The sequence below is a fragment of the Metapseudomonas otitidis genome, assembly GCF_011397855.1.
GTDB classification, from domain to species: domain Bacteria; phylum Pseudomonadota; class Gammaproteobacteria; order Pseudomonadales; family Pseudomonadaceae; genus Metapseudomonas; species Metapseudomonas otitidis.
The window spans coordinates 1,947,389-1,971,564 of the sequence record NZ_AP022642.1 but is presented as its reverse complement, the minus strand read 5'-3'; the positions used below and the strand labels follow the sequence as shown (position 1 = coordinate 1,971,564).

The following is a 24,176-nucleotide window of genomic DNA, read 5'->3' as shown; positions in this document are numbered from 1 at the left end:
GACTCACTCGGTGCGGTTGCGGGCATCGATGAAACGCAGCGCCTGGTAAAGCGCCCGGATTCGCGGGAGGTCACACCCCGCGGCTTCCGCAGCAGCCAGGGGGGCCGCATAGATGGCCTCAAGTTCAAGAGGTCGCCGCTGCACATGGTCGTGGTACATGCTGGGCAGGTAGTCGGGCATGCGGTCCGTCGAGGCCAGCAACTTGCCGGCAAAGCCCTCCGGCAGGGTGTGCCCGCAGGCCACGGCGCCCTCCACCACTTCCTGCATCAACGCCTGGATCAGCGCGCGGCTGTCCGGGTTGCCCATCAACGCGGTAGTGCCCGCATTGAGCACAACGGAAAGGCCGTTGTAGGGAACGTTCCACACCAACTTCTGCCAGCGCGCCTGTTCAAGGCTGGGCATGGCGGTGGAGTCCAGCCCGGCAGCCCTGAAGCAGGCCACCCCCTCCTCGAGAAGGGCCATGCGCTCGGCGGCATCGGTCGCGGGCCCGCTGTGGTAGCCGAGGTTCACGGCCCCCAGGGACTGGTGCACCACGTGCCCCGGGGCCTCGCGGTGGACGCAGATGTAACAGAGCCCGCCCAGCAGGTTGAGGTGCGCGGGCAGCAGGGGGCGCAATGCCTCCTCCACCCCAAGGCCGTTCTGCAACAGCACCACCCGGGCGCCCGGCGCAGCGACCTGGCTGATCAACGGTGCCAGCTCGGCATTGCTGGTGGTCTTCGCCCCCACCAGCAGCCAGTCGCACGGGGGCATCGCCGCCGCATCCCGGTAGGCATTCACCGGGTGCAGCGCCAGCTCGCCATGAACGGCACTGGACAGGCGCAGCCCCTGGCGGCTCACGGTCTCGTATTCACTGCGAAGGAGGAAATGCACATCGAATCCGGCACGGGCAAGCAGCAGCCCGTAGAAACCGCCAATGGCGCCGGTGCCGATGATGCCGATGCGGGGGGATGGGGTCGAACTCATCAGGGCAGCTCCTCAGCCTGGCGCTGGTGGGCAGCCGCCAGGTTCTCGTTCAGGTCAGCGTCCCGCAACGTACTGTGCAGGGCGCCAAGAAATTGGCCATCCCGCACCAGGAACAGGGCGGGAAGGTGGAATACCTCGTAGCGCTGGACCAGGCCACCATTATCGGCGGCGTCTATCCAGCACAATCGGTCGACGGCCAGGTCGAGGCTGGGCAAATGGCGGCGCGCCCACCGGCAACTGGCACAGCCTATGCTGGTGAATATCAGCAGGGAGGTTCCGGGCAGACTGAGCAGACGCTGATCAGCGTCGAAGTCGCTCAACTCGATTTCATGCAAGCCGCATCCTCCAACCGGGCCAGACCACTGGCACAAGGGAGTACTCATATGCGCCGATTCCTGCGTCACCCCAGCGACCTGCCGGTCGAACTGGTTCTACGCAAGCACAACTTCCTGCCGCGACAGCGGCTGCACAATATCAGCCTCGGCGGGGTGGCGTGCAACTCCACGAGGGGCTTCCGCAAGGGCACGGCAATCGAGCTGCGAATCCCCCTGCTGGGTGAGCAGGCCAGCTGCCCAGGGGTCGTGGCCTGGTGCCGCAAGCAGCCGGACGACTACCTTGTCGGCATCTGCTTCACCGACGAGGAGTCCCTGTTCCGCGCCCGCATGGTGGAGCAGGTCTGCCAGATCGAGGCCTACCGCAAGCAGCGCGAGGCGGAGTCGGGCGAAACGCAGCCCATCGAGCAGATCGCCGAGGAGTGGATTGCCCAGCATGCCACCGAGTTCTCGGCCGCCAGCCTGAACTGACCGCATCCGTCCAATTGCGACCTTGGCGCCATTGTCTAGCCACTGCCTAAAGCGTTAAGGTTCCGCGTCCCTGCCACGCCTTCAATGCCGTGCTCCGCCGCTCGGGGGATGGTGGCGGTCAAGCACCCGTGACCCGACGACTGAATTCCAATGACTAGCACCATGGCTGATTTACCGCTCGACGACCTGAACGTTGCCTCCAACGAGACCCTGATCACCCCGGCGCAGCTGAAACGCGAAATCCCCCTGACGGACGCCGCCCTGCAGACCGTCGCCCATGGCCGCCAGGTGGTCCGTGACATCCTCGACGGCAAGGACCACCGCCTGTTCGTGGTCGTGGGGCCCTGCTCCATCCACGACATCAAGGCCGCTCACGAATACGCCGACCGTCTCAAGGGCCTGGCTGCCGAGGTCTCCGACACGCTGTTCCTGGTCATGCGCGTGTACTTCGAGAAGCCCCGCACCACCGTCGGCTGGAAAGGCCTGATCAACGATCCTTACTTGGATGACTCCTTCAAGATCCAGGACGGCCTGCACATCGGTCGCCAGCTCCTGCGTGACCTGGCCGAGAAAGGCCTGCCGACTGCCACCGAAGCCCTGGATCCGATCTCCCCGCAGTACCTGCAGGACCTGATCAGCTGGTCGGCCATCGGCGCCCGCACCACCGAATCCCAGACCCACCGCGAGATGGCTTCCGGCCTGTCTTCGGCCGTGGGCTTCAAGAACGGCACCGACGGTAGCCTGACCGTGGCCATCAACGCCCTGCAGTCGGTGTCGAGCCCGCATCGCTTCCTTGGCATCAACCAGGAAGGCGGCGTCTCCATCGTCACCACCAAAGGCAACGCCTATGGCCACGTGGTTCTGCGTGGCGGCAACGGCAAGCCAAACTATGACTCGGTGAGCGTCGCCGTCTGCGAGCAAGCCCTGACCAAGGCCAGCATCAAGCCGAACATCATGGTCGACTGCAGCCATGCCAACTCCAACAAGGACCCATCGCTGCAACCACTGGTGATGGACAACGTCGCCAACCAGATACTCGAGGGCAACAACTCCATCGTCGGCCTGATGGTGGAAAGCCACCTGGGCTGGGGTGCCCAATCCATTCCCAAGGACCTCAACCAGCTGCAGTACGGCGTCTCCATCACCGATGCCTGCATCGACTGGGACACCACCGAGAAGACCCTGCGCTCCATGCACGCCAAGCTCAAGGACGTGCTGCCCAAGCGCAAGCGCAGCTGAAAGGGCTGCTGCTGAAACAAAAACGCCGGGCATTGCCCAGCGTTTTCGTTTCAGCGCCTTCACTCCTTCGGAGCGTGGCGCTGGCGGCGTTCGATATAGCGCTCCACATAGGAGCATGAGGGAATCACGGTGTAACCCTGGTCTTCGGCAAAGCTCAGCGCCTTCTCGGTCAGCGCCGCAGCAATGCCGCGTCCGCGCAGCGCGTTCGGCACGAAGGTCCTGTAGATATCCAGGGTCTGCTTGCCGAGATCCATATAGGCCAGGTAAGCACGGTGACCATCCACGGTGGTCTCGAACTGATGACCTGCCTGGTCATGATGGATGGACAACGCCTCGCTCATCGCAACTCCTCTGCGGGTTTAGAACATCACCCGTACCTTATCTATCTTTTCGAGCCGAAGGAACATTTCAGCCGAGCCGGACCCAAATTGGACACTGAGAAACGCCTTACCGTTCTCCACCTTGTGTAATACACCTTGGTAATAGGCGCCATCGTAGGTGATGAATTGCAGGCGTTTGCCCTTGTATCCCGCCAGATCGGAGACTTGGACGAACTCGTAGCGCGGCGAGGCACCGGCGTTTTCATCTTTTTCGACCTCGGCGGACACCCGCTCGTTGCCCTTCATCTCCGGTCGCTTGGTGGTATCGACCCAGGAGAAGGCGATCGGCTGGACAGCCTGCTGGTTGACCAGCACCACCGGGCGCAGCATGCCGATCACGTCTTTCGGCTCGAAGAACTCCAGGCCTTCCCAGGCCATGCCCTCGCTCGGGCTCAGCTCCAGGCGCAGTGCCTGGGGATCGCTCAGGTAACGACCGTAGGCCTCCAGCACGGCAGGCTCGAGTGCGACACGCTGGGCCCGCAGGTTACGGTCGAACTGCTCCACCGCCGTCTTGAGGTAGGCCTCGCGTGACTGGCCCAGCTTGCCGGCACAGAAGTCCTGCACCTTGCGCTGGTACTGGTTGTCGTTCAGCTCGAACACCACGCTGGAGACGCGCGGCGGGTTTACCCGCAGGTCACCCGGGTTGTCCGGCATGTTGATCAGGGACAGGCTGAGACGGGTATCCCCCATGTCGCGGGTATCGGCCTTGAGGTTGAAGGTCAGGCGCTTGGCCCCCTCCTCCAGCTGGTACGAGAACTGGGCATCGGTCTCGAACGTCCGGTAACCCATGTCCAGCAACTCGTTGGTGCCGATGTGGCTCACCTTGCCGCACGCCACCTCACTCATCGCAGTGAAGATGCTGCGCTCGGCCGGCGCGTCATACAGCTGCTGCATGAACGGGCCATGGACTGCCAGTTGCAGCCCCTTGAGCTCGACGGACATCTGCTTGGGCAGCTTGCCCTCCTCCAGACGCTCCTTGAAGCTCAGCAGCTCGCGAAGCCCGTTGAAGCGCAGCTGCGCGTGTTGCACCTGCAGGCTGTCCCCCAGGGCAGGAACGCGGATCGTGACGTTCTCCAGCCCGACACGGCCGTCGAACGACGACGTGATGCCGCCGTAGCTGATGTCCATGACCGGCGAGAGCTTGGTGACCGCCTCGTTCATGATGGAACGCACGGAGAGCCACAAAGAGCCCTTGATCAGCACAGCCAGCGCAAGAACACCCAGCACCGCCCACTTGAGAAGTTTTGCCATGACGCCATCCTTGAGGCGGTAAAAAATGCGACGAGCTTATCAGTGCGCCCAAGGTGCCACCATCCGCCCCACGATGGCGGTACAAACACTTTTCCATTACGTGAAGAAGTTCACTGAAGAGTGCGGGTGACGGCAACTTGCTGTCCGGCGCTGACAGGTCAACTCAACTTATCGATAAGCCATTGCAGCCCACTCAACAGCTCAATGCCGCATACAGCAGCTAGAATTTGAACTTCGCTTGTGGTGAACAGCGGCTTTCTGGTCGTTTTTTGCTCAAGCGCCCGTGCCCAGTGGGGTAAAAAGGCAGCCAAGGTGAAAAAAAAGTGTCCGCCTTGCGCCCCGTCAGTTTACTTACTACAAGTTATGGGTAGTATGTACGCCGGCTAATTTCCCACGCTCGGGGAATTGCTTTTAATGGAAATGTCCACCTTAAAGGGGAACACGATGAACAACGTTCTGAAATTCTCTGCTCTGGCTCTGGCTGCTGTTCTGGCCACCGGTTGCAGCAGCGCCTCCAAAGAAACCGAAGCTCGTCTGACCGCTACCGAAGACGCAGCTGCTCGTGCTCAAGCCCGTGCTGACGAAGCCTACCGCAAGGCTGACGAAGCTCTGGCCGCCGCTCAGAAAGCCCAGCAGACCGCTGACGAGGCTAACGAGCGCGCTCTGCGCATGCTGGAAAAAGCCAGCCGCAAGTAATAGCCCACAAGGCTTTTACCTGAAACCGACCCAGGCAACTGGGTCGGTTTTTTATTGCCTGCACAAAGTCGCCGGCAATAAAAAACCCGCCACCCGAATGGGAGGCGGGTCTTCTGGATGCGATCAGAGCGCGGGCGTAGCGCTGGCCGCAACCGACGTCGAAGGCTCGGCGATCTCCACCGGCAGGCCGTCTTCGGCCGCCACCACCTCACGCACCACGTCCCAATCCAGGCGGATGGTGTTGACCAGGTCCTCGCGCTTGAGCAGCGCATTGATCACCGCAGTGTGCTTGTCGACCACCGACGGATCGCCATGGTCGTCCAGCGGAGCGTGGGCCTCCAGGTAGATCTTGCCGCCGCTGACGCCGAACTTGTAAGGCTCGTTGATCACCCGCACCGGCGTGCCCACCGGCGCCATCTTGGCCAGTTCCAGCACGTTGTTGTTGAGCATGCGGAAGCAGCCGTGGCTGACGCGCATCCCGATGCCGAACTTCTTGTTGGAGCCGTGGATCAGGTAACCCGGCAGGCCCAGGGTGAACTTGAACGGACCGAGGGGGTTGTTCGGCCCCGCCGGCACCACGGTCGGAAGCGGGTCGCCATCGGCAGCGTGCTCTTCACGGATCGACTTGGGCGGGTACCAGGCCGGATTCGGCGTCTTGGCCGTGATCTTGGTGGTGCTGATAGGCGAACCCCAGCCTTCCCGGCCAATGCCCAGCGGATAGGTGTGCACCACGTTCTGCCCTTTCGGGAAGTAGTACATCCGGTACTCGGCGAGGTTGATCACGATCCCCTCGCGCGGCCCCGGCGGCAGGATGAAGCGGGTCGGCAGGATGATCTCTGCGCCTTCGCCCGGCAGCCAGGGATCAACGCCGGGGTTGGCCGCGACCATCTCCAGGTAGCCCAGGTCATTGGCCACGCCGATGTCGGCGAAGGTGTCCTCGTACTTGGCCTTGATCACCTGGACCTGGCCAACGATATCCTCCCCGGGGGGCGGCAGGGGCAGCTCCAGTGCTGCGGCGTTACCGGCCAGTACAGCGGCGGCCAGAGACAGGGTACGGGCGACGGCGGGAACGCGCGACAACATCCGGGAATCCTTGGCTGAGGGTTGAAAAATGAGTGGCGGATTGTACACCGGCCCGCCAGCAGCCGGGAGGCTAGCTGTCAGGCCACTCCGGCCGCTTGCCATCGCGCTGCGCCTCGAGTTCCTGCTTGCAGAACGGGCACAACCGGCGGTCCTGCAGAAGGCTGCGGCCCACCTCGCACCAACGGGGCATGGCCGGCAGCAGCCCGCCGCACAACGTACGGTCGGCGTAGCCCCCCAACTCGAGCTGGCGCGCCACCAGATGCAGGCGGACCTCACGGCAGGCGAACAGGTCGAGCTGCTCGTCTGGCTCGATCAGCTTATAGGCGTGCAGGGACCAGGCGGGGCGAGGCATGGGGGACTCCGGAGCGGGTGCGCAACATTAGCCGAAAGCCCCGCCTCGGAAAAGCCTCAAAGCAGCGGCTGGAGCGACGGCCAGACGTTTTCCAGCAGCTTTTGCTGGGCACCGGCAGCCGGATGGATACCGTCGGCCTGCATCATGCCCTCCACGCCTCCGACGCCCTCGAGAAAGAACGGCACCAGCGGCACCTGCTGTTCCTTGGCCACGTCACTGAACACACGAGCGAACGCGTCGGTGTAGCGCTTGCCATAGTTGGGCGGCAGGCGCATCCCCAGCACCAGCACCTTGGCGCCCACCTGCCGGGACTGCTCAACCATCGAGGCAAGATTCTGTTGCAATTGCGCCGGGGGTTGGCCACGCAAGCCATCGTTGCCCCCCAGCTCGATGATCACCACTTCCGGCTTGTGCTCGCCGAGCAGCGCAGGCAGCCGCGCAGCCCCGCCAGCACTGGTGTCGCCGCTGATGGACGCATTCACCACACGGTGATCGATACGCTCGGAATCGAGCTTTTTCTGCAGCAGGGAGACCCAGCCCTGGCTGGTTTCCAGCCCCAAAGCGGCGCTGATACTATCGCCGACGACCAGCACGGTCCCCGCCGCAGCCTCCTGCGCCAGCAGCAACAGCCCCAGGCAGCAGCCCATCCACCCAGCACGCATCGGATTCTCCATGAGCCCAAGCATTCTCAATGCGCGGCACCTTAGCAAAGTGGTCCCCAGCGCGGAAGGTGAACTGACCATCCTCCAGGGGCTCGACCTGGACCTCGCGCAAGGCGACAGCCTGGCCATCGTCGGCAGCTCCGGCTCGGGCAAATCCACCCTCCTCGGCCTGCTGGCCGGGCTCGACCTGCCCAGCTCCGGCGAAGTCACCCTGGCCGGCCACCACCTCTCGCGGCTGGACGAAGACGAGCGCGCCCGCGTGCGGGCCGAGCATGTCGGTTTCGTGTTCCAGTCCTTCCAGTTGCTGGACAGCCTCAACGCCCTCGAGAACGTCATGCTGCCCCTCGAACTGGAAGGCCACCGTGATGCCCGCCAGCGCGCCCGCAGCCTGCTCGAACGGGTCGGCCTCGGCCAGCGGCTGACGCACTACCCCCGCCAACTGTCCGGCGGTGAGCAGCAGCGCGTTGCCCTGGCCCGCGCCTTCGCCGCCGAGCCGGACGTGCTCTTCGCCGACGAGCCCACCGGCAACCTCGACAGCCACACCGGCGAGCGCATCACCGACCTGCTCTTCGAAATGAACCAGGAGCGCGGCACCACCCTGGTGCTGGTCACCCACGACGAACGCCTGGCCCATCGCTGCCAGCGCCTGATCCGCCTGGAAGCCGGCCACCTGATCGACCGGGTGGAACCCTGATGGCGATGAAGGGAGGCCTGCCACTCTCGCGCCTGCTCGCACTGGCCCTGCGCCAACTGCTGCGGGACGCCCGCGCCGGCGAACTGCGCGTGCTGTTCTTCGCCCTGCTGGTCGCCGTGGCCGCCAGCAGCGCCATCGGCTACTTCGGCGCCCGCCTTAACGGCGCAATGTTGCTGCGCGCCACCGAATTCCTCGGTGCCGACCTGCTGCTCAGCGGCTCCTCCCCCGCCGACGCCGAACAGGTGGAGGTCGGCACCCGCTTCGGCCTGCGCCATGCAAGCGCCGTCGAATTCTCCAGCGTGATCGCCGGCGACAACGGCATCCAGCTCGCCAGCGTCAAGGCCGTGAACGGCAGCTACCCCTTGCGCGGCGAACTGCGCAGCGCCGCCCAACCCTACGGTGAAGAGCAGGCCGGTGCCGGCCCCGCGCCCGGTGAAGCCTGGGCCGAATCACGCCTGTTCACCGCCCTCGACATCAAGCCCGGCGACAGCGTCGATGTCGGCCAGAAGACCCTGCGCCTGACCCGCGTACTCACCTACGAACCCGACCGCGCCGGCGACTTCTACAGCCTAACCCCGCGCCTGATGATGAACCTGTCCGACCTTGATGCCACCGGCGTGGTGCAGCCCGGCAGCCGTGTCCGCTACCGGGAACTGTGGAGCGGCCCGGCCGAAGCCCTGGCACGCTACCGTGCCGCCCTGGAGCCCACCCTCGCCGCCAACCAGCGCATCGAAGACGCACGCGACGGCAACCGCCAGGTCGGCGGCGCCCTCTCCCGCGCCGAGCGCTACCTCAACCTCGCCAGCCTTGCCGCCGTACTGCTCGCGGGCGTCGCGGTCGCCCTCTCCGCCGCCCGTTTCGCCGCCCGGCGCTTCGACGCCAGCGCCCTGCTGCGCTGCCTCGGCCTATCCCGCCGCGAAGCACTTACCCTGTATGCCCTGCAGCTGGCCATCCTGGGCCTGGCCGCCAGCCTCGTGGGCGCCCTGCTCGGCTGGCTTGCACAGCTGGGCCTGTTCCACCTGCTGCGGGAACTGCTGCCCGCGGAAGTCCCATCCGGCGGTTTCATTCCGGCCCTGGCGGGGATCGCCACCGGCCTGGTGGCCCTCGCCGGCTTCGCCTTGCCGCCCCTGGCCGCACTCGGCCGCGTACCGCCGCTGCGGGTGCTGCGCCGGGACCTGCTCCCCGTACCGCCCAGCGCCTGGCTGGTCTACGGCGCCGCCATCCTCGCCCTCGGGCTGATCATGTGGCGCCTGAGCCTGGACCTGAAACTGACCCTCGCCCTGCTCGGCGGCGGGCTGCTCGCCACCCTGCTGCTGGGTGGCCTCATGCTGCTGGGGCTCAATGCCCTGCGCCGGGCCCTCGCCCGCGCCGCCCTGCCCTGGCGCCTCGGGCTGGGCCAGCTGCTGCGCCACCCACTGGCCGCCGCCGGCCAGTCGCTCGCCTTCGGCCTGATCCTGCTGGCCATGGCCCTGGTCGCCCTGCTGCGTGGCGAACTGCTGGACACCTGGCAGGACCAACTGCCGGAAAACGCCCCGAACTACTTCGTCCTCAACGTCCTGCCCGCCGACAAGGACGCCTTCGACCAGCGCATCCAGGCCCTCTCCCCCCATGCCGCGCCGCTCTACCCGGTGATCCCTGGGCGCCTGACCCGCATCAACGGCCAGCCCGCCAGCGAGCACGCCACCGAGGACTCCCAGGGCGAGCGCGCCCTGCAGCGCGACCTCAGCCTCACCTGGTCCGCCGAGCTGCCGCCGGGCAACAGCCTCAGCGCCGGCCAGTGGTGGGACGAGGCAGCGCCCGGCGAGCTGCCCGGCGTCTCGGTGGAGGCCAAGCTCGCCACCAACCTCGGCCTCAAACTGGGCGATCGGCTCGGCTTCGTGGTCGGCGGCATGGAACGGGAAGTGCGCATCACCAGCCTGCGCACCGTCGACTGGGACAACTTCCAGCCCAATTTCTTCATGATCTTCGCGCCCGGCTCCCTGGCCGACCTGCCCACCACCTACCTCACCAGCTTCTACCTGCCGCCGGGTCACGACCGCGAACTGGTGCAGCTGGCTCGGGACTTCCCGGCTGTCACCTTGCTGGAGGTGGAAGCCATCCTCAAGCAGCTGCGCAGCATCCTCGCCCAAGTGACGGTGGCGGTGGAGTTCGTCCTGCTGTTCGTGCTCGCCGCAGGCCTGGCGGTGCTCTTCGCCGGCCTGCAGTCCACCCTCGACGAGCGCCTGCGCCAGGGCGCGCTGCTGCGGGCCCTGGGGGCCGAGCGGCGCCTGCTGCAACAGGCCCGGCGCCGCGAGTTCGCCCTGCTCGGCGCCTGCAGCGGCCTGCTGGCGGCACTGGGTTGCGAACTGGTCAGCGCCCTCCTTTATACCTACGCCTTCAACCTGGACTGGAAGCCACACCCCTGGCTGCTGCTCTTGCCGGTCATCGGCGCCCTGCTGGTCGGCAGCGCAGGCCTGCTGGGCACGCGCCGCGCGCTGACGGCCAGCCCGCTCCAGGTCCTGCGCGAAGGCTGACCCTGCCGTGGCCGCCGAGCCCTTGCTAGACTCGGCGGCCCGTTCCCGGAGACACCCCTGCCCCATGAGCCGCTACCGCCCCCCTCGTACCGCCGGCACCCCGCTGATCACCCCGGAAGGCGAAGCCCGCCTGCGCGCCGAACTGCATGAGCTCTGGCACGTGCGCCGGCCCAAGGTGACCCAGGCCGTCAGCGAGGCCGCCGCCCAGGGCGACCGCTCCGAGAACGCCGAATACACCTACGGCAAGAAGATGCTGCGGGAGATCGACAGCCGCGTGCGCTTCCTCACCAAGCGCCTGGAGAACCTCAAGGTGGTACGCGAGCGCCCGGCGGACCCGGGCAAGGTGTACTTCGGTGCCTGGGTCACCCTGGAAGACGAGGACGGCGAACAGGCCCGCTACCGCATCGTCGGGCCGGACGAGCTGGACCTGAAGCAGAACCTCATCAGCATCGACTCGCCATTGGCCCGCGCCCTGGTGGGCAAGCCGCTGGACGCCGAGGTCCGGGTCAACACGCCCACCGGCGAGAAGACCTGGTACCTGGTGGAGATCGAGTACCCCTGAATCAGCGGCGGGTGATCAGCCCCTGGCGGGCGACCCGGACCAGCTCGTGCACCAGTTCCTCGAGGTCTTCCGCGCAAGGCGCCTGGACCACCGCCATGTCGAAACTGTCCCGGGCGTAGCGCTGCATGGCCTGGGCGTCGAGGGCGAACTGGATGAGCAGGTTGCGTGACCCGTTCCAGCGCTTCGGCCAGCCGTCGAGGTAACGCAGCAACTTGGGTTGGTTGGCACCGCTGAGCAGGATGCGCGGATTGCGCGGCGCGGGGCCGGTGGTGATGGGGGTCAGGCGGATCTGGGGTTGCGGACAGGTCATGTTGTCGTGTCTCTGCCTCGTTGTTGCCGCTGGGCAGCGGTGGAGGCGACACCGAACCAGCGCTTTAGCAGTATTTTTCGAGGGGAATCCCCTGCCGCGCCCTGCAAGTAGCTGTCTTAAATCGGCGCATGGGACGAAATCCTAGAGAAGGCGCCTCAGCACTGTCAAGACAACTCTCGTCACCTTTTGGGAAGATTCCGAACGCCACCCTCCCCCCTTCAATTCCACCCAGGATCGCCATGCCAACACCGCCCCTGCGCCTGTTCTTCGCCCTGCCGCTACCCGACCCCATCGCCTCGTCCGTGGCCAGCTGGCGCGACACCCTCGATTGCGGCGGCCAGCCGGTGGCGGTCGCCAACCTGCACCTCACCCTCGCCTTCCTGGGCAGCCAACCCAGCGAACGCCTCGATGAGCTCCTCGCCCTGGCGGACGGCATCCAGGCCGATGCCTTCCCCCTCTACCTGGACCGGCTGGACCTCTGGCACCAGGGGCTGCTGCACCTGGCGCCCAGCCAGCCGCCCGCCGCCCTGCTGAACCTGGCCTCAACCCTCGCCGAGCGCCTCAACGCCGCCGGTTTCCCCCAGGAGCGCCGCGCCTACCGCCCCCACGTCACCCTGGCCCGGCGGGCTCGCCAGCGCCCCGAGGGCGCACCCCAAACCTTCGATTGGGTCGCCGACCGCTTCACCCTGTTTTCTTCGGAAAACCACGGAGACCGCCTCCATTACCGCGCCGTGCACAGTTGGCCGTTACGGGCAGTCGACTCAAACGCGCGTTTCACTCAGTAACAGGGAAACGGCCCGCATCGTTGGGTGAACGGCTGTAAACAACGGCGAAACGCCCGTCCCAGAAGGCACAGGCACCTGCGGCCCGCACTGGCATGGAATCTGCCACGGGCTCCACGCCGATGTGCGCCCCCGGGACGGGGCGCGAAGTAGCAGGGACGCACTCCACACTGCCTGTTCCACCACCCACGAGAGCACCCGATGAACAACAACAAGATCCTGCTCGCGCTCGCCCTGGGAGTCGGCCTGGCCGCCTCCGGAGAATCACTGGCCGCCACCGGCTACACCCAGACCCGTTATCCCATCGTGCTGGCCCACGGCATGCTGGGCTTCGACAGCATCCTCGGCGTCGACTACTGGTACGGCATCCCCTCCGCCCTTCGACGTGACGGCGCCAGCGTGTACGTCACCGAGGTGAGCCAGCTGAACACCTCCGAGGCACGCGGAGAAGAGCTGCTGGAACAGGTGGAAGAGATCGTCGCCATCAGCGGCAAGCCCAAGGTCAACCTCATCGGCCACAGCCACGGCGGCCCGACCATTCGCTACGTCGCCGGCGTACGCCCCGATCTGGTCGCCTCCGCCACCAGCGTCGGCGGCCCGCACAAGGGCTCCGCCACCGCCGACTTCCTGCGCCAGATCCCCCCGGGCTCTGCCGGTGAAGCCGTCCTGGCCGGCATCGTCAACGGCCTCGGCAGCCTCATCAACTTCCTCTCCGGCAGCCGCAGCACCCAGCCGCAGAACGCACTCGGTTCCCTGGAGTCGCTCAACAGCCAGGGCGCGGCCCGCTTCAACACCAAGTTCCCCCAGGGCATCCCCACCACCGCCTGCGGCGAAGGCGCCTACCAGGTCAATGGCGTGCGCTACTACTCCTGGAGTGGCACCAGCCCGATGACCAACCTGCTGGACATCAGCGACGGCCTGCTGGCCGCCACCGCCCTGACCTTCAAGGGCGAAGCCACCGACGGCCTCGTCGGCCGCTGCAGCTCCCACCTGGGCAAGGTCGTGCGTGACAACTACCGCATGAACCACCTGGACGAGGTCAACCAGACCTTCGGCCTCGTCAGCCTGTTCGAGACCGACCCCGTCACCGTCTACCGGCAACATGCCAACCGCCTGAAGAACGACGGACTGTGACCCAACGGGCGGGGCCTTCGGGCCCCGCCCCCTGTTCGAGGTGCCCGTGAAGAAACTCCTGCTGTCCCTGCCCCTGCTGTTCGCCGGCTGCCTCGCCGCCCTGCTCTACATCGACACCGGCCAGGCCCGCCGTGCCGCGCCTGCCGTCACCGCACCGGCCCCGCAGACCAGCGACCCGGCCCTCTCCCCCGAACCGGCCGCCAGCGACGCCGCCCCCTCCCTGCCCCCGAAGGTTGCTGCCCTGCCGCCCTCCTTCGCCGGTACCACGGTGGATGGCCGCCTGCAGGTGGACGCCGCCGGCAACCTGGTGATCGAAGAAGGCGTGCGCCGGCTCTTCGACTACTTCCTCGCCGCCATGGGCGAGGAGCCCCTGCCCACCACCGTGCAGCGCCTGCGCGACTACATCGGCAGCCAGTTGCAGGAACCCGCCCGCCAGCAGGCCCTCGCCCTGCTGGACCAATACCTGGACTACAAGCGCCAGCTGGCCGAACTGGAGCGCGACCTGCCCCGCCAGGCCGACCTCGCCGCCCTGCGCCAGCGGGAAGATGCCGTCGCCGCACTGCGCGCGCGCCTTTTCAGCCAGGAGGCCCACCGCGCGTTCTTCGCCCAGGAAGAGGCGTACAACCGCTTCACCCTCGATCGCCTCGCCATCCGGCATGACACCAGCCTCGACGACGACGCCAAGGCCCAGGCCGTGGACCGCCTGCGGCAGTCCCTGCCCGAGGAGTTGCAGGATGCCGTCCTGCCCCAGCTCCAGGCCGAACTGCGGGTGGAAACCAGTCGCCTGCAAGCCGAGGGCGCCACCCCGGCGGACATCCGCCGCATGCGCCAGCAATTGGTAGGCGCCGAAGCCACCCAGCGCCTGGAGGAACTGGACGGCCGTCGGCAAGGCTGGAACCGCCGCATCGCGGCCTTCCAGGAAGAGAAAACCCGCATCGAAGCCAATGCCGGGCTCAGCGAGGCCGACAAGCACCAGGCCATCCAGCGCCTGGCCGAAGAGCGCTTCGACGAACGCGAGCGCCTGCGCCTGAATGCCGCCATGGAGCTGGCCAGCCGGAAAGACGACAAGTCCGTCCAGTAGCGCCCTCGAAGCAGGCACCCGTCCGGGCGGCACACAGGGCTTCGCGCCGCAGCGCCGCGACCGACACGTCCAGGGGCCGGGGATCAATCGATGCCCAGGCCCACCTGAACGGCAACCCAAGAGAAGCCGCCGATTCCTCAGCAACGTCCTACAGGATTTAACTGGCGAGTCGCTCAAGCCGCCCATGTAACGGCGCGCATACTCCCCCCGCTTCGGGCCACGGGGGCCGGCCAAGCCCCCGACTAGACGCCCAGTTCCATTTCAAGAAGAGCCCCAACTGACTGCCCTGAGCGTTCCACGGACGAGACGCCACCTTGCGGGAAGCGCCGCGTCCTCATCCATCAACCGCAAGAGCAAGCACTTCATGACGAAACGCAAACTTTTCCTGGCCCTCGGCCTCGGCGCCGGCCTGCTCGCCTCCGCCCAATCCTTCGCCGCCACCGGCTACACCCAGACCCGGTACCCCATCGTCCTGGCCCACGGCATGTTCGGCTTCGACAGCATCCTCGGAGTGGACTACTGGTACGGCATCCCCTACGGACTGAGCCGCCACGGCGCCTCGGTCTACGTCGCCGAGGTCAGCCAGCTGAACTCCACCGAGGCCCGCGGCGAGGAATTGCTGGAGCAGGTGGAAGACATCGTCGCCATCAGCGGCAAGCCCAAGGTCAACCTCATCGGCCACAGCCACGGCGGCCCGACCGCGCGCTACGTCGCCGGCATCCGTCCCAACCTGGTGGCCTCGGTGACCTCCGTCGGCAGCCCCCACAAAGGCTCCGCCACCGCCGACTTCCTGCGCAACATACCGCGGGACTCCGCCGGCGAAGCCTTCCTCGCCAACATCGCCAACGCCATCGGCAAGGTGATCCACATCATGTCCGGCAGCTCCAGCAACCTGCCCCAGGATGTCCTGGCCGGCCTGGAATCCCTGACGCCCGTCGGCTCGGCCAAGTTCAACGCCCGCTTCCCCGAGGGCGTCCCCACCACCGTCTGCGGCGAAGGCGCCTACGCGGCCCGGGGCGTGCGCTACTACTCCTGGAGCGGTGTCCGTACCCTCACCAACCCCTTCGATATCAGCGACCCCCTGCTGCTCATCACCTCGCTGCCGTTCAAGGGCCAGGAGAACGACGGGCTGGTCGGCCGCTGCAGCTCCCACCTGGGCAGGGTCGTGCGTGACGACTACCGCATGAACCACCTGGACGAGGTCAACCACCTGTTCGGCCTGGTCAGCCTGTTCGAGACGCCGCCTGTGAGCGTCTACCGCCAGCACGCCAACCGCCTGAAGAACGAAGGGCTGTAACCCCATGGGCGGAGCCTCCGGGCTCCGTCCCTCATCCGAGGTCACCGTGAAAAAGCGCCTTCTCTCCATCCCGCTGCTGTTCGCCGGCGGCCTTGCCGTGTTCCTTCACCAGGCTGCCGAGCAGGCCGAACCGGGCACCGGCAGCCCACTCCCGGCCATCACCCCGCAAGCGGCCGAACCCATCGAATCTCCCGAACCTGCGCTCACCGGCCCACCGCCGCTGCCGACAGCCATCGCCCCCCTCCCGCCCTCCTTCGCCGGGACGGAAGTCGATGGCCGTCTGCGCGTGGATGCAGCCGGCAACCTGGTGATCGAGGAAGACATACGCCTGCTGTTCGACTACTTCCTCGCCGCCATGGGTGAAGAGCCCCTGGCCACCACCGTGCAACGCCTGCGCGACTACGTCGCCAGCCAGCTGCAGGAGCCCGCCCGGCAGCAGGCCCTGGCGCTGCTGGAGCAGTACCTGGACTACAAGCGGCAACTGATCGAACTGGAACGCGACCTGCCCCAGCAGACCGACCTCGCGGCCCTGCGCCAGCGGGAGGGCGCCGTGGCCGCCCTGCGCGCAAGGATCTTCAGCCCGGAAGCCCACCAGGCGTTCTTCGCCCGCGAAGAGGCATACAACCGCTTCACACTCGAGCGCCTGGCCATCCGCCACGACGCCAGCCTTGACGACGAGGCCAAGGCGGCCGCCGTGGACCGGCTGCGCCAGGCATTGCCCGAGGAGCTGCACGATGCGCTCCTGCCGCAACTGCAGGTGGAACTGCGTACCGCCACCAGCCGCCTGCAGGCCGAAGGGGCCAGCCCCGCGGAGATCCGCCGCCTGCGCCAGCAACTGGTAGGCGCCGAGGCCACCCAGCGCCTGGAGGAACTGGACGGCCGCCGGCAGGGCTGGAATCGCCGTATCGCCGCCTTCCAGGAGGAGAAACTGCGCATCGAAGCCAACGCAGGCCTGAGCGAGGCAGACCGGCGTCAGGCCATCCAGCGCCTGGCGGAGGAGCGCTTCGACGAACGCGAGCGCCTGCGCCTGAATGCCGCCCTGGAGCTGGCCAGCCGTCGCGCCGAGCAGGCCGCCCCATAAGCCGCCCATGAAAAAACCCGAGGCAGTGACTGCCTCGGGTTTTGCGTGTAGGGCTTGCTGCGAACGCCGGGTTATTGCGCCAGCTTGCGATCCAGGGAGTAGCGCCCGGCCCCTTCGACCAGCAGGGTCGCGGCGATCAGGCCAAGGATCATCGCGTACTCGAAGCCACCGTCGATGATGAAGAAGCCGCTGGCCCAGTGCACGCTGAAGGTCGCCACCACCATCGCCACGATCAGCGACAGCGCCGCCGGACGCACCAGCAGGCCGATCACCAGGGCCAGGCCGCCGAAGAACTCGGCGCTGCCCGCCATCAGGGCCATCAGGTAGCCCGGGGTCAGGCCGATGCTCTCCATCCACTGGCCGGTGCCGGCCAGGCCGTAGCCGCCGAACAGGCCGAAGAGTTTCTGCGAGCCGTGGGCCATGAAGGTCAGGCCGGTGACGACGCGAAGCAGGGTGATGCCGATGCCGGCGTTGGTGGAGAAGAGGCGCTTGAGGGTGTTCGACATGGTGGCTGTTCCTTTCGTTGTGAAGCGTTGTGGGTTCAGGTGGACGCCATCCTATCCAAATTTATCGATATTAAAATCGCAAAAAACCCGTAATCGCTATCGATAAAATCGATTATTTACGCCCTCGACTGGCCACGCGGACTTGCCCCTCCAGGTCGTCCCGCTCCCGGGCGTAAGCCAGGTAGTACTTGTTGACCGCGCTGACATAACTCACCACGCCCATGCCCAGTTGCTCGGCGGCGACGCGCTCGACCTGGAAGAACCACTGGTTGGGATTGAGCCCCCGCCGACGAGCCTCGGCGCGCAGGCTCTGGACCCGCTGCGGGCCCACGTTGTAGGCCGCCAGCACGAAGGCCATGCGCTCGCGCTCGTTGAGCTGAGCACTGTTGAAGAAACCCTTGCGCAGCTTCGCCATGTAGCGGGCCGAGGCCTGCACGTTCTTGTCCAGCGCATGGATGTCACCCACCCCCACCGAGCGTGCCGCAGCCGGGGTGATCTGCATCAGCCCGGTCGCCCCGCTGGCGCCCCGCGCACCGGGGTTGAGGCTGGACTCCTTGAAGGCCACTGCCGCCAGGTTCAACCAGTCCAGTGCATGCTCGTCGGCGAAGCGCTGCAGCACCGGGCGGACCTTCTCAAGCCGCTGGCGATCAGCCCGGGCCAGCGGGTAGCGCACCTTGTACAGGCGCCGGTAGACGCGCTGGAAGGTGGCGTCCTGGTCTGCCGGCGTCTTGTAGGTCGCCAGGAAACGGTCGATGCTGGCCCGCAGCATCGGCGCATCGCGGCGCACGTACCAAGTCATGTCGCGCTGGTTGTCCAGCACCAGGTGGCGGTCGATGCGCAGCTTGGGCAGCACCTTGGCCCAGCGCTCGGCAATGGGCTGCTCCACCACCGTCATCGAATAGATGCCGGCCTGCACCATCTCCAGCACGTCTTCCACCGCCAGGCTGGGGTCCACCCACTCGATGGCGATGGGCGCCAGGTGGCGCTGGGCGAGCTGCCGGTTCACCTTGCGTACCGCCTCCGCCGCGCCGCTGCCGGCGGGCAGGGTCACCACCCGCCCGGCCAGTTGCTCCAGGCGCTGGAAACGCCGGTCGCCGGTGCGCGCCACCAGCACCAGCGGCACGTGCTCGCGTACCGGCGCGCTGGCGCTGACGTCCGAGGTGGCACGGGGATCGAGGAGTTCACCGGGCGCGACCAGATCGCCCTCACCGCGCAGCAATGCCGCGGCGAGCTGGTCCTTGGGGCGGGGAATGATGCGCACTTCGAGCGGGCGCCCATCACGGTTGAGGAACTGTTCGAAGGCACGGATGCGGTGGTATTCGACGCCGATGGCCTGGCCCTTCACCTCGCCAGAGCTGTTGCGGCTCTGGTTGACCAGCACCTTGAGCACCCCGGTCCGGCGGATCTGCGCCAGGTCGCGGGCCTCGCTCGGCTGCTGCCAGTTCTCCGGCGGGCCGGCCAGGCGCGCCGCCGCCGGGAACGGCAGCAGGGCCAGCAGGCACACGAGCAGCGGCAGGATTCGCGTCATCTGATCTCCGGACCCGTACGGCCCGCACCATGCGAACCCGAGCGACTGAGAACGCCATGCCACAGGGGAGTTCCCTGGGCGCCAGCGAGGGGGCGCGGAGAGTGTCACAGCCCGCCGTGCATTGCCAGCCACCGGCGGTCGCCCTGCCGACGAACCCGCATAACCCCACGTAAATATTGGCTTTTTCGACTGATCGGGCGCTTGCTATCCTGCCCCGCTCGCATCAGAGAGGTAGGAAAGATGCAACTCATCGACATCGGCGTCAATCTGACCCACCCGAGCTTCGCCCCCGAGTGCGAAGCCCTTCTGGAGCGCGCCATCGCCGCCGGCGTGGTGCAGATGGTGCTCACCGGCACCAGCGAGAAGGAAAGCGAAGCCGCTCTGGCACTGGCCCGCCGGCTCGATCCCGAGCGGCAACGGCTGTTCAGCACCGCCGGCGTCCACCCCCACGATGCCAGCCACTGGAACGCCGATACCGCTCGTCGCCTGAAGGCCTTGCTGAGCGAGCCGGACGTACGCGCCGTGGGCGAATGCGGCCTGGACTTCAACCGCGACTTCTCCCCCCGCCCGCTGCAGGAGAAAGCCCTCGAAGAACAGCTGGCGCTGGCCGTGGAGTTGGGCAAGCCGGTGTTCCTCCACGAGCGCGAGGCGAGCGAACGCCTGCTGGCGATCCTCCGCCCCTTCCGCGACCAGTTGCCCGCCGCCGTGGTGCACTGCTTCACCGGCGAGCAGCGCACGCTGTACGCCTACCTGGACCTCGACCTGCACATCGGCATCACCGGCTGGATCTGCGATGAGCGCCGTGGCACCCACCTGCACCCGCTGGTGCGGGACATTCCCGCCGGTCGGTTGATGCTGGAAAGTGATGCGCCCTACCTAATGCCTCGCAGTTTGCGGCCGAAACCCAAGCATGGGCGCAATGAGCCGGCCTTCCTCACGGAAGTCCTGCGGGAGGTCGCGCTGCACCGGGGCGAGTCCCAGGAACAGCTCGCCTCACACAGCACGGCATGCGCTCGTCAGTTCTTTGGGCTGCCAGATATCGCCTAACCTCTTCGTGCGAAAGTGCGAATTGATAAGGATCAAGTTTCGCGTCAGAGTGCTGCGAAACAATGCTGGCACCTTGCCAACAGCCATACCGAGAAGAAGAACGACCCCATGGGCAAATGGATTCGCGACCTGTCACTGAAGTACAAGTTCTGGGCCGTCAACGCGGTGGCATTCGCCACCACCCTGCTCCTGGTGCTGCATGCCATTTCCCTGGAGCAGGATGCCCGCCAGCAGGCTGCCCGCGAGGCGGCGCAATCCAGGGCGCAGCTGCTCAAGGCCTGGCCGAGCGGCCAGGCCCTGCCCGGCGGCGGGGACGTGGTGGTCTTCGCCAGCGGCAGCAGCCCCGATGTGCGCGATGTCGATGGCTCGGCGCTGGCCCGTGCCAATGGCTGGGTCGACCTCCCCCATGACAACCTCTTCGGCAGCGACCCGGTCATCGGCGCCCAGGTGCAGGACGCCGGCCAGGGCCAGCGCGTGGCCGTGCTGGTCCGAGGGCCGAGCTTCATCGAGGTGTTCGCTGATCGCACCCTCAACTACGCCGTTACCGTGTTCCTGCTGATGATCGTGCTGCTGGCGTCCTCGCAGCTGCTGATCCGCTTCCTGCTCAGCCACCTCAACACCCTCAAGGACGTGATGCTCCACGTGGAGAAGAGCGGCGACCTCTCCGCCCGCGTTCCGCTGGACAGCCGCGACGAAGTGGGCCAGATGGCCAGCGCCTTCAACGCCATGCAGTCGGGCTTCCAGCGCGTGGTGGGCACCGTCGCCCAGGTCACCGCCCGCCTCGACGAAGGTGCCGCCCGCCTCGCCGGCAGCATGGGCGAGGTCCGCCAGGGCATGCTCGGGCAACAGAGCGAGACCGACCAGGCCGCCACCGCCATCAACGAGATGTCCGCCACCGTCCACCACATCGCCCAGCACGCCGCCGACACCCGCGACCAGTCGCGCACCGCCGACCAGTTGGCCGGCAATGGCCAGCAGGTGGTCAGCCGCGTGGGTGAGTCCATCGCCGGGCTGTCCAGCGGCGTGCAGCAGACCGCCGAGATGATCGGCCGCCTCGCCGAGGACAGCCAGAAGATCAGCAGCGTGGTCAGCGTCATCCACGGCATCGCCGAGCAGACCAACCTGCTGGCGCTCAACGCCGCCATCGAAGCCGCCCGCGCCGGGGAAATGGGCCGTGGCTTCGCCGTGGTGGCCGACGAGGTGCGCAACCTCGCCCGCCGCGTGCAGGACTCCACCGACGAGATCACCTCCATGATCAACGCCCTGCAGTCCGGCACCCGGGACGCCGTGGAGTTCATGCAGGAGAGCTCCTACAAGGCCGACAGCTGCGTGCAGCAGGCCCACGAAGCCGGCGAAGCCCTGGCCGCCATCGCCGGAGCCGTGGCGCAGATGCGTGAGAGCAACACCCAGATCGCCGTCGCCGCCGAGCAGCAGAGCCAGGTGGCCGAGGAAATGACCCGCGCCGTGGTGCGCATCCGCGACGTCACCGAACTCACCGTCGGCCAGACCGTCGGCTCCGCCGCCACCAGCAACGAGCTGGCCGAACTGGCCAGCGAGCTGTCCCGCGCCATCCGCCAGCTCAAGCTGTAGCCGCTTCTATCCCACCCATAGAGAAGACCCATTCGCCGGCCCCCTCGGGGCCGGCCTAGACTGCCCGCCAATCCCGGAGGATTCGCACATGGGCAAACGTCATCCCGATCTTCACCGCTGGCAGTGGCGCACCTACGCCAGGAACCACCGCAACCCCACCAACCTCGTGCTGCACCTGATCGCCGTGCCGCTGTTCATCGTCTCGGTGCTGGTGATCCTCACCGGCCTGTTCGACCTCGCCTGGCTGCCCCTGGCGCTGGGGGTCATCGGCGTGCTGGCCTCCCTTGCCCTGCAAGGCCACGGCCACCGCCTGGAGCACGAAGCGCCGGAGCCCTTCGAGGGCCGCCGTGATGCGGTGGGACGCATCCTGATGGAGCAGTTCGTGACCTTCCCGCGCTTCCTCTTCAGCGGCGGCTGGTGGCGCAACTGGCGGAACCGTTCCTGAACGGGCATCAAAGCGCCATCACGTTTCGTCGGATTCCCTCAAGCCTGCCGGCATGCTGACGATATGCTGGCACCACGAGGCCCGAGGACAGTCGCATGCCGTTAAAGCGACGTTTTTTTGTCACCATTTTCCTGACGCTACTGGCCTGTCCCTGGGTCCGGGCAGATGAGGCCGCCTACCCGCTGGACCTGCCCGCCCTGAGGGTGCACAGCCCTGGGCAACCCGTCCGCACCTTCACCCTGCGCACCTTGCAGAGCATGCCAGCCACCACCGTCACGGCCCGTGGCCCGGCAGATGATCGCGTCTCCGAGTGGCGCGGCGTGCCCCTGGCCTACCTGCTGCGCCAGCTGCACGTGAGCCCACCGGCCAATGCCCAGCTGCGCATGCGCGCACTGAACGACTACTCGGTGATCATCCCGGCCAGCGACATCAACCGCTATTCCCCGGTCATCGCCTACCAGCGCGACGGCCAGCCGATGCCGGTGGAATCCCTCGGGCCACTGTTTCTCATGTACCCGTTCGACCAGCACCACGAACTGCGGACCCAGAAGTACTACAACCGCGCCATCTGGCAACTCAGCGAGATCTTCATCGAGTAAGCCATGCCCGAGCGCCTACCCGACAACGCCGCCTACATCGCCCGCCAGCGGATGGTCATGTTCGTCCTGCTGGCGCTGCTGGCCGGCATGGCCGTGGTGGTGGCCGGCTGCCTGTGGATGGTGATCCGCGAGGCCCGGCAACTGGGCCACCCGACCTCCCATGGCGAGCTGTGGCAGGCCTACCAGATCCGCAACGCCATGGGCCGCCTCGTCGAGGAGGCCCGCAGCCTGGAAAGCGGGGGCAGCAGCCCCTCGGCCTTCACCGTGCGCCTGGGCGTGCTGCGCAGCCTGACCCGCGACCTCTCCGACCACCCGATGTTCGCCCACCTGCCCCGCCCCCGACCGGACGTGAACGGCACCCTGCGCCAGGTGGAGCAGCTCAGCCTCCACTGGCAGCAGCGCGCCAGCTGGGAGGACCGCGACACGGCCAGGCAGCTTGCCGGCGAGGTGATCCATGAACTGCCCCCCCTGCAGCTCGCCATGCACGAAGTGATGGTGGCCGCCAACATCTCCCTGGCCAACGAGCTGGACGGCGAGCGCCAGCACCTCTACCGCTACTTCCACAACCTGGCCTGGGCCCTCTGCGGCCTGCTCGGTGGCGGCTCGCTGCTGATGCTGCAACTGGTGCGCAACTACCGGCGCGAACGACGCCTGGCCGAGCGCCTGGGCGAGTTGAACCAGAGCCTGGAGGCGCGGGTGGACGCCCGTACCCGCGAGCTGCGCCAGGGCCGCGAGCTGCTGCGGGACATCCTCGAAGCCAGCCCCAGCGACGTGGCCCTCATCGGCACCCTTTCCGGCAAGGTCCACTTCGTCACCCAGCGCCTGCTGAGGCGCCACGCCTGGGCGCGGGCGCGCCGGGTCGCCCTCGAGCAGCTGTTCACCGACCCCGAGGAAGCCCAGCGGTTTCGCGCCACACTGGAATCCCGTGGCGAGCTGGATGACTGGGAAGCCCGGCTGGGCCGCCAGCAGCCTTACTGGGGCGTCATCTCCGGGCGCCTGGTGGAGGTGGACGGCGAGCCGGCCTACCTGGTCTGGAGCTACGACATCACCCCGCGCAAGCGGCTCGAGCAGGAGTTGCTGACCCTGGCCACCACCGACGCCCTCACCGGCCTGGGCAATCGCCGCGCCTTCATGCAGCGCGCCGGTGACCTGCTGCGCCAGCAGGACCGCTTCGGCCACCCCTGCTGCCTGCTGATGATGGACCTGGACCACTTCAAGGCCGTCAACGACCAGCACGGCCACAGCGCCGGTGACGAAGCGCTGCAGGCGGCAGCACGGGCGATGACCGCCACCCTGCGGGAAGTGGATGTACTGGGTCGGCTGGGCGGCGAGGAGTTCGCCGCGCTGTTGCCGGAGGCCACCCTGGAGGCGGCCCGGCAGGTGGCCGAACGCCTGCGTAGCGAGATCGAGGGCCAGTGCATGGAACTGCCCGACTGCCAGGCGCTGCACCTGACCGTCAGCCTGGGCCTGGCCCAGTTGCACCCCGGTGAAAGCCTGGAAAGCCTGCTGGGGCGTGCCGACAAGGCCCTCTACGCCGCCAAGCTCGCCGGCCGCAACCGCGTCGAGCAGGCGGTCTGA

At 67.1% G+C, this 24,176-nt stretch carries 26 protein-coding genes; 16 read left to right on the top strand and 10 right to left on the bottom strand.

Going from position 1 to position 24,176, the window contains the following annotated elements; translation table 11 throughout:
* Positions 1-3: 3 nt before the first annotated feature.
* Together PotMrB4_RS09260 and PotMrB4_RS09255 are read right to left on the bottom strand one after the other, a co-directional pair.
* Positions 4-963: a putative 2-dehydropantoate 2-reductase gene (locus tag PotMrB4_RS09260; RefSeq protein ID WP_160479746.1), complete on the bottom strand. Its 960-nt coding sequence runs from the start codon at positions 961-963 to the stop codon at positions 4-6.
* A complete protein-coding gene (locus tag PotMrB4_RS09255) occupies positions 963-1,346 on the bottom strand; it encodes a YbbN family protein (protein ID WP_107328953.1) in 384 nt (127 codons plus the stop codon). The genes PotMrB4_RS09260 and PotMrB4_RS09255 overlap by 1 nt, the downstream gene beginning before the upstream one ends.
* On the opposite strand from PotMrB4_RS09255, the gene PotMrB4_RS09250 reads away from it, so the two are divergent.
* A complete protein-coding gene (locus PotMrB4_RS09250) occupies positions 1,347-1,766 on the top strand; it encodes a PilZ domain-containing protein (RefSeq protein ID WP_160479743.1) in 420 nt (139 codons plus the stop codon).
* Between the two features lie 162 nt (positions 1,767-1,928).
* The gene (locus PotMrB4_RS09245) at positions 1,929-3,005 is read left to right on the top strand and encodes a 3-deoxy-7-phosphoheptulonate synthase (RefSeq protein WP_044401551.1); all 1,077 of its coding nucleotides are present in this window, start codon (positions 1,929-1,931) and stop codon (positions 3,003-3,005) included.
* A 59-nt stretch (positions 3,006-3,064) separates the two neighbouring features.
* On the opposite strand, the gene PotMrB4_RS09240 is transcribed toward PotMrB4_RS09245, so the two are convergent.
* Together PotMrB4_RS09240 and PotMrB4_RS09235 are read right to left on the bottom strand one after the other, a co-directional pair.
* Entirely contained in the window at positions 3,065-3,346 is a 282-nt protein-coding gene (locus PotMrB4_RS09240) for a GNAT family N-acetyltransferase (protein WP_044401548.1), read from the bottom strand.
* 18 nt (positions 3,347-3,364) lie between these two features.
* Complete coding sequence (locus PotMrB4_RS09235; protein ID WP_044401534.1) at positions 3,365-4,636, bottom strand: hypothetical protein; 1,272 nt, start codon at positions 4,634-4,636, stop codon at positions 3,365-3,367.
* Between the two features lie 444 nt (positions 4,637-5,080).
* Here PotMrB4_RS09235 and oprI point away from each other — a divergent pair, with 444 nt between their 5' ends.
* Entirely contained in the window at positions 5,081-5,332 is a 252-nt protein-coding gene (gene oprI / locus PotMrB4_RS09230) for an outer membrane lipoprotei OprI (protein WP_011335311.1), read from the top strand.
* 123 nt (positions 5,333-5,455) lie between these two features.
* On the opposite strand, the gene PotMrB4_RS09225 is transcribed toward oprI, so the two are convergent.
* The 3 genes from PotMrB4_RS09225 to PotMrB4_RS09215 form a co-directional block, all read right to left on the bottom strand.
* The gene (locus PotMrB4_RS09225; RefSeq protein WP_044401524.1) at positions 5,456-6,415 is read right to left on the bottom strand and encodes a L,D-transpeptidase family protein; all 960 of its coding nucleotides are present in this window, start codon (positions 6,413-6,415) and stop codon (positions 5,456-5,458) included.
* A gap of 70 nt (positions 6,416-6,485) precedes the next feature.
* Complete coding sequence (locus PotMrB4_RS09220) at positions 6,486-6,767, bottom strand: hypothetical protein (RefSeq protein WP_044401521.1); 282 nt, start codon at positions 6,765-6,767, stop codon at positions 6,486-6,488.
* A 56-nt stretch (positions 6,768-6,823) separates the two neighbouring features.
* Positions 6,824-7,429 (bottom strand): arylesterase, encoded by a 606-nt coding sequence (locus PotMrB4_RS09215; protein WP_074968762.1) that lies wholly within the window; start codon positions 7,427-7,429, stop codon positions 6,824-6,826.
* A gap of 10 nt (positions 7,430-7,439) precedes the next feature.
* Between PotMrB4_RS09215 and PotMrB4_RS09210 the strand changes: the two genes are divergently transcribed.
* The 3 genes from PotMrB4_RS09210 to greB all read left to right on the top strand — a co-directional run bounded on the left by PotMrB4_RS09210 (position 7,440) and on the right by greB (position 11,198).
* Positions 7,440-8,123, top strand: coding sequence for an ABC transporter ATP-binding protein (locus PotMrB4_RS09210; protein ID WP_044401515.1), 684 nt, complete (start codon positions 7,440-7,442; stop codon positions 8,121-8,123).
* A gap of 5 nt (positions 8,124-8,128) precedes the next feature.
* Positions 8,129-10,636, top strand: coding sequence for an ABC transporter permease (locus PotMrB4_RS09205; protein ID WP_394354035.1), 2,508 nt, complete (start codon positions 8,129-8,131; stop codon positions 10,634-10,636).
* Positions 10,637-10,700: 64 nt separating this feature from the next.
* The gene (greB, locus tag PotMrB4_RS09200; RefSeq protein ID WP_044401512.1) at positions 10,701-11,198 is read left to right on the top strand and encodes a transcription elongation factor GreB; all 498 of its coding nucleotides are present in this window, start codon (positions 10,701-10,703) and stop codon (positions 11,196-11,198) included.
* A 1-nt stretch (position 11,199) separates the two neighbouring features.
* Here greB and PotMrB4_RS09195 read toward each other — a convergent pair whose 3' ends face one another.
* Complete coding sequence (locus PotMrB4_RS09195; RefSeq protein ID WP_044401509.1) at positions 11,200-11,508, bottom strand: hypothetical protein; 309 nt, start codon at positions 11,506-11,508, stop codon at positions 11,200-11,202.
* Between the two features lie 239 nt (positions 11,509-11,747).
* Between PotMrB4_RS09195 and thpR the strand changes: the two genes are divergently transcribed.
* The 5 genes from thpR to PotMrB4_RS09170 all read left to right on the top strand — a co-directional run bounded on the left by thpR (position 11,748) and on the right by PotMrB4_RS09170 (position 16,883).
* Complete coding sequence (thpR, locus tag PotMrB4_RS09190; RefSeq protein ID WP_172433074.1) at positions 11,748-12,293, top strand: RNA 2',3'-cyclic phosphodiesterase; 546 nt, start codon at positions 11,748-11,750, stop codon at positions 12,291-12,293.
* A 198-nt stretch (positions 12,294-12,491) separates the two neighbouring features.
* Complete coding sequence (locus tag PotMrB4_RS09185; RefSeq protein WP_172433073.1) at positions 12,492-13,424, top strand: triacylglycerol lipase; 933 nt, start codon at positions 12,492-12,494, stop codon at positions 13,422-13,424.
* Between the two features lie 46 nt (positions 13,425-13,470).
* Entirely contained in the window at positions 13,471-14,505 is a 1,035-nt protein-coding gene (locus PotMrB4_RS09180) for a lipase secretion chaperone (RefSeq protein ID WP_172433072.1), read from the top strand.
* A 364-nt stretch (positions 14,506-14,869) separates the two neighbouring features.
* Complete coding sequence (locus PotMrB4_RS09175) at positions 14,870-15,802, top strand: lipase family alpha/beta hydrolase (protein WP_172433071.1); 933 nt, start codon at positions 14,870-14,872, stop codon at positions 15,800-15,802.
* Positions 15,803-15,848: 46 nt separating this feature from the next.
* Complete coding sequence (locus PotMrB4_RS09170; protein ID WP_172433070.1) at positions 15,849-16,883, top strand: lipase secretion chaperone; 1,035 nt, start codon at positions 15,849-15,851, stop codon at positions 16,881-16,883.
* A gap of 71 nt (positions 16,884-16,954) precedes the next feature.
* Here the strand turns inward: PotMrB4_RS09170 and PotMrB4_RS09165 are convergent, their stop codons facing one another.
* Positions 16,955-17,389, bottom strand: coding sequence for a DoxX family protein (locus PotMrB4_RS09165; RefSeq protein WP_172433069.1), 435 nt, complete (start codon positions 17,387-17,389; stop codon positions 16,955-16,957).
* Positions 17,390-17,501: 112 nt separating this feature from the next.
* Positions 17,502-18,917 carry an MltF family protein gene (locus tag PotMrB4_RS09160; RefSeq protein ID WP_044413802.1) on the bottom strand — a complete coding sequence of 472 codons (1,416 nt, stop codon included), beginning with the start codon at positions 18,915-18,917 and terminating at the stop codon, positions 17,502-17,504.
* A gap of 240 nt (positions 18,918-19,157) precedes the next feature.
* Between PotMrB4_RS09160 and PotMrB4_RS09155 the strand changes: the two genes are divergently transcribed.
* The 5 genes from PotMrB4_RS09155 (at position 19,158) to PotMrB4_RS09135 (ending at position 24,176) form a co-directional block, all read left to right on the top strand.
* Complete coding sequence (locus tag PotMrB4_RS09155) at positions 19,158-19,964, top strand: TatD family hydrolase (protein WP_044413805.1); 807 nt, start codon at positions 19,158-19,160, stop codon at positions 19,962-19,964.
* 108 nt (positions 19,965-20,072) lie between these two features.
* The gene (locus PotMrB4_RS09150; protein WP_044413808.1) at positions 20,073-21,554 is read left to right on the top strand and encodes a methyl-accepting chemotaxis protein; all 1,482 of its coding nucleotides are present in this window, start codon (positions 20,073-20,075) and stop codon (positions 21,552-21,554) included.
* 88 nt (positions 21,555-21,642) lie between these two features.
* Entirely contained in the window at positions 21,643-21,999 is a 357-nt protein-coding gene (locus PotMrB4_RS09145) for an Mpo1-like protein (protein WP_172433068.1), read from the top strand.
* Positions 22,000-22,094: 95 nt separating this feature from the next.
* On the top strand, positions 22,095-22,598 hold the full coding sequence (locus tag PotMrB4_RS09140; RefSeq protein ID WP_172433067.1) for a molybdopterin-dependent oxidoreductase: 504 nt from the start codon (positions 22,095-22,097) through the stop codon (positions 22,596-22,598).
* A gap of 3 nt (positions 22,599-22,601) precedes the next feature.
* Positions 22,602-24,176, top strand: coding sequence for a GGDEF domain-containing protein (locus PotMrB4_RS09135; RefSeq protein WP_172433066.1), 1,575 nt, complete (start codon positions 22,602-22,604; stop codon positions 24,174-24,176).

Coding starts and splice junctions, on each gene's coding strand:
- PotMrB4_RS09145 (WP_172433068.1), top strand. CDS start 21,643: ATGGGCAAACGTCATCCCGATCTTCACCGCTGGCAGTGGCGCACCTAC.
- thpR (WP_172433074.1), top strand. CDS start 11,748: ATGCCAACACCGCCCCTGCGCCTGTTCTTCGCCCTGCCGCTACCCGAC.
- PotMrB4_RS09255 (WP_107328953.1), bottom strand. CDS start 1,346: ATGAGTACTCCCTTGTGCCAGTGGTCTGGCCCGGTTGGAGGATGCGGC.
- greB (WP_044401512.1), top strand. CDS start 10,701: ATGAGCCGCTACCGCCCCCCTCGTACCGCCGGCACCCCGCTGATCACC.
- PotMrB4_RS09140 (WP_172433067.1), top strand. CDS start 22,095: ATGCCGTTAAAGCGACGTTTTTTTGTCACCATTTTCCTGACGCTACTG.
- PotMrB4_RS09185 (WP_172433073.1), top strand. CDS start 12,492: ATGAACAACAACAAGATCCTGCTCGCGCTCGCCCTGGGAGTCGGCCTG.
- PotMrB4_RS09195 (WP_044401509.1), bottom strand. CDS start 11,508: ATGACCTGTCCGCAACCCCAGATCCGCCTGACCCCCATCACCACCGGC.
- PotMrB4_RS09150 (WP_044413808.1), top strand. CDS start 20,073: ATGGGCAAATGGATTCGCGACCTGTCACTGAAGTACAAGTTCTGGGCC.
- PotMrB4_RS09245 (WP_044401551.1), top strand. CDS start 1,929: ATGGCTGATTTACCGCTCGACGACCTGAACGTTGCCTCCAACGAGACC.
- PotMrB4_RS09175 (WP_172433071.1), top strand. CDS start 14,870: ATGACGAAACGCAAACTTTTCCTGGCCCTCGGCCTCGGCGCCGGCCTG.
- PotMrB4_RS09215 (WP_074968762.1), bottom strand. CDS start 7,429: ATGCGTGCTGGGTGGATGGGCTGCTGCCTGGGGCTGTTGCTGCTGGCG.
- PotMrB4_RS09250 (WP_160479743.1), top strand. CDS start 1,347: ATGCGCCGATTCCTGCGTCACCCCAGCGACCTGCCGGTCGAACTGGTT.
- PotMrB4_RS09135 (WP_172433066.1), top strand. CDS start 22,602: ATGCCCGAGCGCCTACCCGACAACGCCGCCTACATCGCCCGCCAGCGG.
- PotMrB4_RS09240 (WP_044401548.1), bottom strand. CDS start 3,346: ATGAGCGAGGCGTTGTCCATCCATCATGACCAGGCAGGTCATCAGTTC.
- PotMrB4_RS09205 (WP_394354035.1), top strand. CDS start 8,129: ATGAAGGGAGGCCTGCCACTCTCGCGCCTGCTCGCACTGGCCCTGCGC.
- oprI (WP_011335311.1), top strand. CDS start 5,081: ATGAACAACGTTCTGAAATTCTCTGCTCTGGCTCTGGCTGCTGTTCTG.
- PotMrB4_RS09210 (WP_044401515.1), top strand. CDS start 7,440: ATGAGCCCAAGCATTCTCAATGCGCGGCACCTTAGCAAAGTGGTCCCC.
- PotMrB4_RS09220 (WP_044401521.1), bottom strand. CDS start 6,767: ATGCCTCGCCCCGCCTGGTCCCTGCACGCCTATAAGCTGATCGAGCCA.
- PotMrB4_RS09260 (WP_160479746.1), bottom strand. CDS start 963: ATGAGTTCGACCCCATCCCCCCGCATCGGCATCATCGGCACCGGCGCC.
- PotMrB4_RS09225 (WP_044401524.1), bottom strand. CDS start 6,415: ATGTTGTCGCGCGTTCCCGCCGTCGCCCGTACCCTGTCTCTGGCCGCC.
- PotMrB4_RS09165 (WP_172433069.1), bottom strand. CDS start 17,389: ATGTCGAACACCCTCAAGCGCCTCTTCTCCACCAACGCCGGCATCGGC.
- PotMrB4_RS09155 (WP_044413805.1), top strand. CDS start 19,158: ATGCAACTCATCGACATCGGCGTCAATCTGACCCACCCGAGCTTCGCC.
- PotMrB4_RS09235 (WP_044401534.1), bottom strand. CDS start 4,636: ATGGCAAAACTTCTCAAGTGGGCGGTGCTGGGTGTTCTTGCGCTGGCT.
- PotMrB4_RS09160 (WP_044413802.1), bottom strand. CDS start 18,917: ATGACGCGAATCCTGCCGCTGCTCGTGTGCCTGCTGGCCCTGCTGCCG.